We start from the raw sequence: 4,141 nt of genomic DNA on the forward strand, positions 1-4,141 counted from the left end.
CGGCTGGGGCCTCGTCGCCGCGTACCTCGCCCTCGGCTGCGCGATCTCCTTCCTGGTCGCGCTGAGGCTGGGCGGCGACGAGGCCCCAGCCGCCGTCGGCCCAGATCACCAGGGAGCCGGCGATGAGCGGGGTGAAGCCGCCGCCGATCGCGCTGGCGAGCTGGTAGCCGACACCGGCGCCGCTGTAGCGGTACTCGGGGCCGAACATCTCGGTGAACAGCGACTGCTGCACGGAGACGGCCATGTCGTGGGCGACGTTCACCAGCAGCACCGCGCAGACGATGATCAGCACCAGGGAGCCGGACTCCATGGCCCAGAAGTACGGCACCGCGCTCACCACCCCGACGAGGGCGCCCCCGCAGTAGATACGGCGGCGGCCGAAGCGGTCGGCGAGGTAGGCGAAGGCCGGGATGGTGATGATCGCGAGGCCGCCGACGGCGAGGTTGACGTCGAGCAGGCTGTTCCGGTCGAGGCCCAGTTCGTCGGTGCCGTAGGCGAGCCCGAAGGTGGTCACGCCGTAGAACGTGAAGAGTTCGACGAACCGCAGGCCGATGATGGCGAAGAAGCCCTTCGGGTTGGACTTCACGGCGGCGACCAACGGCACGCGCGGCTTGACACCCGCACCCTTCGCGGCGACCTCCTTGGTGAAGACCTCCGACTCCTCGACCTTCGCCCGGATGACCAGACCGACGATCACCAGCACCGCGCTGACCAGGAACGGGATCCGCCAGCCCCAGGCCCGGAAGGCCGCGTCGGACGTCGTGCCGGAGATGACCTTGGTGATCAGGGTGGCGAGCAGCAGACCCACGGAGGCGCCGACCTGGACGCCACTGCTGTAGAGGGAACGCCACTTGGCCGGGGCGTTCTCCACCGCCATCAGCGCGGCCCCGCCCCACTCGCCGCCGACCGCGAAGCCCTGCGTGGCCCGCAGCACCACCAGCAGCGCGGGCGCCCAGAGGCCGGCCTGCGCGTAGGTGGGCAGGACACCGATGAGGGTGCTGGCCACGCCCATGATCAGCATGGTCAGGACGAGCATCCGCTTGCGGCCGAGCCGGTCGCCGAAGTGCCCGAAGACGATGCCTCCGAGCGGCCGGAAGAGGAAGCCGACACCGAAGGTCGCCCAGGCGGCGAGGGTGCCGACGGCGGGCGAGGCGCCCGGGAAGAACAGATCGCCGAAGAGGAGACCGGCGACGATGCCGTAGAGGAAGAAGTCGTACCAGTCGACGACGGCCCCCATGAAGCTGGCGACCGCCGCTCGTCGGGCGACTCCGGCCCCGGCAGGGCTCTGGGTACTGCTCATCTCACACACTCCGTTGGACGCTGCGACGACGAACGAGCGCTCAGGACCGGGCTCCCCTAGGTCCATCCAGTGGACCGATCGGACCGAGCAGCGGAAACATACGATGCGGGGTGACGGTCATCAAGAGGTGCGACACAATTCGTGTGGGTCCGTGGTTCACTTGGTCCGCAGAGCGGACTACCGTGCACGGAGTACGGACGAACAAGGCGCCCGCGGAGCGAGCGGGACGCGCGACGGGGACGGTACGGGGCGGGAGGAAACCGCGTGGACGACAGGAACCCGGTGACCGACGGGGACCGGGAGCAGCCCGGCGCCGGCAGCGGAGGTGTCCGCAGTGTGCGCCGCGCGCTGGACATCCTCAACCTGCTGGGCGAGGACCGTCCGGTCGTCACCCTGCGGGAGATCATCGACGCCACGGGACTCGCCAAGACGACCGTGCTGCGGCTGGTGCAGACCCTGGAGGAGAGCGGCCTGCTGTGGTCGCACCCCCTCGGCTACACCGCGGGCCCCGGCCTGTGGCGCTGGGCCTATCTGGCCCGCAGCCAGTGGGAGGTGCCCCGTGAGACCCGCAAGGTCATGCGCGACCTCGCCGACCGCCTGGGCGAGACGGTGAACATCTTCGTCGCCCGCGACACCCAACGCGTCTGCGTCGCCCACGAGGAGAGCCCGCACCCCCTGCGGCACGTGGTCGACGTCGGCGACGAGCAGCCCCTGTGGGCCGGCGCCTCCTCCAAGATCCTGCTGCGCGGCGCCTCCGACACCCTGCTGCGCCGGGTCGCCGCCGCCTCCCCGCACGGCGAGTCCTACGCCGAGCGGCTCCGCGCCCGCGCCGAGGAGGCCGCCCAGAGGGGCTACGCCGTCAGCAGCAGCGAATGGGACGAGGGCCTGACTGCCGTGGCCGTCCCGGTCGCGGGCCGCTCCGGCGGTGTCATCGCCTCCCTCTCCGTCAGCGGCCCGAGCCACCGCTTCCCGTACGAGGCGGTGGAGCACTTCGCCACCGACCTGACGGACGCCGCGTCCCTCATCTCCGCGCAGGGCTTCAGCCACCCGCTGAGCCCCACCCGCTGAAGCGGACGCACTGAACCTCAGCCGCTGAAGCCGCTGAACGACGTGAGGGGCCGGGCCGACGCGTGGGCGTCGGCCCGGCCCCTCACGGTCCGGTCCTCTTCGGCGGTCGGTCAGTCCGTGCCGAACTCCATGGCGGCGCGGTCCAGCAGCTCGTCGTCGTCGGAGCCGGTGAACTCGCCCCGGGAGGCGATGGCCTCGGCGCCGCCCTCCGGCATGGTGCCGATCAGCCCGGTCGCGGCGGCCTGCGCGGCACCGATCGCGGCGGAGCCGCCCGTGCCGATCAGACCGATCGCGGCGTACTGCTCCAGCTTGGCGCGGGAGTCGGCGATGTCGAGGTTGCGCATGGTGAGCTGGCCGATCCGGTCGACCGGGCCGAACGCGGCGTCCTCGGTGCGCTCCATGGAGAGCTTGTCCGGGTGGTAGCTGAACGCCGGGCCGGTGGTGTCGAGGATCGAGTAGTCCTCGCCGCGCCGCAGCCGCAGGGTGACCTCGCCGGTGACGGCGGCGCCGACCCAGCGCTGGAGCGACTCCCGGATCATCAGGGCCTGCGGGTCCAGCCAGCGGCCCTCGTACATCAGCCGGCCGAGGCGACGGCCCTCGTTGTGGTACTGGGCGAGGGTGTCCTCGTTGTGGATGGCGTTGACGAGGCGCTCGTACGCGATGTGCAGGAGGGCCATGCCCGGCGCCTCGTAGATGCCACGGCTCTTGGCCTCGATGATGCGGTTCTCGATCTGGTCGGACATGCCGAGTCCATGGCGGCCGCCGATGGCGTTGGCCTCCATCACCAGGTCGACGGCGGAGGCGAACTCCTTGCCGTTGATGGTGACCGGGCGGCCCTGGTCGAAGCCGATCGTCACGTCCTCGGTGACGATCTCGACCTCGGGGTCCCAGAACCGGACGCCCATGATGGGCTCCACGATCTCGATCCCGGTGTCCAGGTGCTCCAGGGTCTTCGCCTCGTGGGTGGCGCCCCAGATGTTGGCGTCCGTGGAGTACGCCTTCTCCGTGGAGTCCCGGTACGGCAGCTGGTGCGCGACCAGCCACTCGGACATCTCCTTGCGGCCGCCGAGCTCGGTGACGAAGTCCGCGTCCAGCCAGGGCTTGTAGATCCGCAGGTGCGGGTTGGCGAGCAGACCGTAGCGGTAGAACCGCTCGATGTCGTTGCCCTTGAAGGTGGAGCCGTCGCCCCAGATCTGGACGTCGTCCTCCAGCATCGCGCGCACCAGGAGCGTGCCGGTGACGGCACGGCCCAGCGGCGTGGTGTTGAAGTAGGCCCGCCCGCCGGAGCGGATGTGGAACGCGCCGCAGGTCAGCGCGGCCAGGCCCTCCTCCACGAGCGCGGCCCGGCAGTCGACCAGGCGCGCGATCTCGGCACCGTAGGTCTTGGCGCGGCCGGGCACCGAGGCGATGTCGGGCTCGTCGTACTGACCGATGTCAGCGGTGTAGGTGCACGGGACGGCGCCCTTGTCGCGCATCCACGCGACCGCGACCGAGGTGTCGAGCCCGCCCGAGAAGGCGATGCCGACGCGCTCGCCGGCCGGAAGGGAGGTGAGGACCTTGGACATAGGAAGAGTATGCACCCCCATGCATGGTCATGCAAAGCCCGGTTCGGGTGACACAGCTCCCACCCGACTGCCCCGGCTCCGCCCGAGCGCCCCGGCATCTCCCGAGCGCCCCGGCACCACCCGAGCGCCCGCGCCGCTCTCCCTCCCGCCCCCTCAGGCGTCGATGCGATGTGCGACTGGACCCACCGCTACCTCGGCGACATCGAGG

Annotated in this window: 3 protein-coding genes; 1 reads left to right on the top strand and 2 read right to left on the bottom strand. The window is 70.9% G+C overall.

Annotated elements, in window-relative coordinates:
- A partial coding sequence (gene shiA, locus AOK15_RS36310; RefSeq protein WP_240508756.1) for a shikimate transporter occupies positions 1-1,300 on the bottom strand: 1,300 nt, incomplete at its 3' end.
- A 264-nt stretch (positions 1,301-1,564) separates the two neighbouring features.
- On the opposite strand from shiA, the gene AOK15_RS36315 reads away from it, so the two are divergent.
- Positions 1,565-2,368 (top strand): IclR family transcriptional regulator, encoded by an 804-nt coding sequence (locus tag AOK15_RS36315; protein WP_055522774.1) that lies wholly within the window; start codon positions 1,565-1,567, stop codon positions 2,366-2,368.
- Positions 2,369-2,478: 110 nt separating this feature from the next.
- Here AOK15_RS36315 and argG read toward each other — a convergent pair whose 3' ends face one another.
- A complete protein-coding gene (argG, locus tag AOK15_RS36320) occupies positions 2,479-3,933 on the bottom strand; it encodes an argininosuccinate synthase (RefSeq protein WP_055522776.1) in 1,455 nt (484 codons plus the stop codon).
- Between the last annotated feature and the right edge of the window lie 208 nt (positions 3,934-4,141).

The organism is Streptomyces ossamyceticus (genome assembly GCF_001418475.1).
Taxonomy (GTDB): Bacteria; Actinomycetota; Actinomycetes; order Streptomycetales; family Streptomycetaceae; genus Streptomyces; species Streptomyces ossamyceticus.

Excerpts from the sequence above, each read along its gene's own strand:
- argG (WP_055522776.1), bottom strand. The coding sequence starts at position 3,933 with ATGTCCAAGGTCCTCACCTCCCTTCCGGCCGGCGAGCGCGTCGGCATC.